3 protein-coding genes and 1 pseudogene are annotated in these 2004 nt (G+C 44.0%); 2 read left to right on the top strand and 2 right to left on the bottom strand.

What is annotated here, in order from left to right; genetic code table 11:
- Positions 1–324 (top strand): annotated as a pseudogene (locus WBA23_RS23090) (hypothetical protein); the annotation flags it as partial.
- 17 nt (positions 325–341) lie between these two features.
- On the opposite strand, the gene WBA23_RS23085 reads toward WBA23_RS23090, so the two are convergent.
- Together WBA23_RS23085 and WBA23_RS23080 are read right to left on the bottom strand one after the other, a co-directional pair.
- Positions 342–692, bottom strand: a complete 351-nt coding sequence (locus WBA23_RS23085) for a hypothetical protein (protein WP_424584638.1) — start codon at positions 690–692, stop codon at positions 342–344.
- Positions 693–768: 76 nt separating this feature from the next.
- Positions 769–1641, bottom strand: coding sequence for a UbiA family prenyltransferase (locus tag WBA23_RS23080; RefSeq protein ID WP_424584637.1), 873 nt, complete (start codon positions 1639–1641; stop codon positions 769–771).
- Positions 1642–1738: 97 nt separating this feature from the next.
- Here WBA23_RS23080 and WBA23_RS23075 point away from each other — a divergent pair, with 97 nt between their 5' ends.
- Positions 1739–1894, top strand: a complete 156-nt coding sequence (locus tag WBA23_RS23075) for a lmo0937 family membrane protein (protein WP_424584636.1) — start codon at positions 1739–1741, stop codon at positions 1892–1894.
- Positions 1895–2004: the final 110 nt, after the last annotated feature.

Genomic DNA, 2004 nt, shown 5'->3' with positions numbered 1-2004 from the left:
GCTGCCCCCTTGCGAAGCGATATTAAATTCGGAGCGGTGCGCGAAGGTGATGATCTACTGTTAATCCTGACTACCGATCAGCACTGGGAAGGCAAACTGATATTTGATGCGCCCCGCCATCAGGAGGTGATGAACCTACCTACCGACTGGCCCCGCATTAACCAGTTTCCCGAATGGTTTACTGCGAAAGTAGATCAACGGTACGAAGTGATAGATGTTAGTAAAGACTCAAAAGAGATTTATACTGGCGAGCAATTGCAAAGCGGCATCCCATTTAACGCTGAACCGGGGGAATATCGGTTTTTGGTGAGAATGGTAGAGTAGTTTCTTACTTTTATCAGCTATCGCTGCCAGATAGCTTTTTTGTGCTTAATCTCTTCTTCTTTGTCTCGGTCACACACAAATACGGCTTCACCCTGGCAATTGTAGACCGCGTTGCCGCAAGTACAACATAAAGCTCCCGTCAGGTAGGGAATAAATACGGTTTCTCCTTGATACTCACCCTGATCTACCCTAAATACCTGACAGTAATCTGACTCAACTCTGGATTGCTCAATCATCTCATTGAGCCAGGGCAGATCGGTGGCTTCGTCCAGATTACAGGCAAAAGAGGCACCTCCTTCTAAATCTTCCAATTCATAGGCTTGGCAACCGAACATCAGGAGGCAACCTAATAGTGTTATTAGTTTCATAGTAATAAGAGTTTATCTATTGACAGTAATTGTAGTAGGATGGTTGGAAAGGTAAGATACTTTACCTGTTGCATCTTCAAAGGTGGTCCCACAGAATTATCAACCCAAAAAACAGGTTGAGGCACAAGCCCGAAATAAAGTTCAGGCGCATAACATGGTGAAAATCGGCCCGTGAACGATCCCTCCGTACCAGAAAGTACCAGTAGAAAAAATAGCTCAACACTGGTAACAAAAAAATCAAGTACAGCCAAGCTTGCATCATGCTAAAGTAGAAAAGATAGTAAAGCCAGTAACCTAGCGCAGCCAACCCGAAGACAATGGTTGTAAAGTGAAATGTGCCCAAAATACCCAACCGGTAACTCAATGTAATGTCGCCCCGATTACTGTCTTCTTCGTGCTGATAAATTTGCGTCATTGGGTATGATCCCCACAGCATTAGCGACGAAAGGGCGGCCCCGATCCACACCTCGGGCGACTCAATCTGGAACACTGAGGTACCGGTCGCTCCTACGTAAACCATCATAAAGGTGAAAAATCCCTGAAAGAATCCGGCGATAAACCAGCTACCGAAGGCGTACTTCTTTAACCGGATGGCCGGATGGCTGTAGGCTTTAGACGCCAGCCCGTAAATAAAAAGCATCACCGCAAATTCAACGCTGATGATCAATCCCAGAACGATAGCGGTTACATCCAAAAACAGAGCTGTACGATACAATTCTAGTTGCACCGGTGGCGGGTGCTCCAGCCCACCAATACTGCCTTCGTCTTTATCAAAATAGCTATTGTAGCCATTGCTGGCTGGGTAGAGCAAAAAGTGGATAATAAAAAAGGCTAAGAGGGCATTGAACACCGAAAAATCGTCCGAAACACTAAGGGCAAACAAGTAGACCGGAAGCAAAAAAAACGAGAACGGAATCCGTAAATGCAGCCAGGTAGCGCGGGTGATCATCACACAAAAGTTGGACTAAAAAAAATTTTTTCTAAAAGCACAACCTTTATTTTTAAAAGCAGTATACGCATCTAATTTAACCTAAATTTTTTCAACTATGAGCAGTTTATTGTACATCGTAGCGGTCATTCTGATTATTGGGTGGGTGCTCGGGTTTTTTGTGTATAGTGCCGGTGGTTTGATCCACATTTTGTTGGTAATTGCCGCTATAGCCATTATTATGAGGCTTATTCAAGGAAGACGCCCAATTTAGTTAATATAATAAATGACACCGCCTCCTTAGTTAAGGGGCGGTGTTTTTTTTGCCTCTTTCCAATACACTTCCATTTCGTTTAGCGTCATATCTTTTACATCTTGATTTTG

Source organism: Tunicatimonas sp., assembly GCF_049647865.1.
GTDB lineage: Bacteria > Bacteroidota > Bacteroidia > Cytophagales > Cyclobacteriaceae > Tunicatimonas.
This window is presented reverse-complemented; position numbering and strand designations above follow the sequence as displayed.

What these genes read in the sequence shown, in the direction of transcription:
- WBA23_RS23080 (WP_424584637.1), bottom strand. Translation starts at nt 1,641, where the DNA reads ATGATCACCCGCGCTACCTGGCTGCATTTACGGATTCCGTTCTCGTTT.
- WBA23_RS23075 (WP_424584636.1), top strand. Translation starts at nt 1,739, where the DNA reads ATGAGCAGTTTATTGTACATCGTAGCGGTCATTCTGATTATTGGGTGG.
- WBA23_RS23085 (WP_424584638.1), bottom strand. Translation starts at nt 692, where the DNA reads ATGAAACTAATAACACTATTAGGTTGCCTCCTGATGTTCGGTTGCCAA.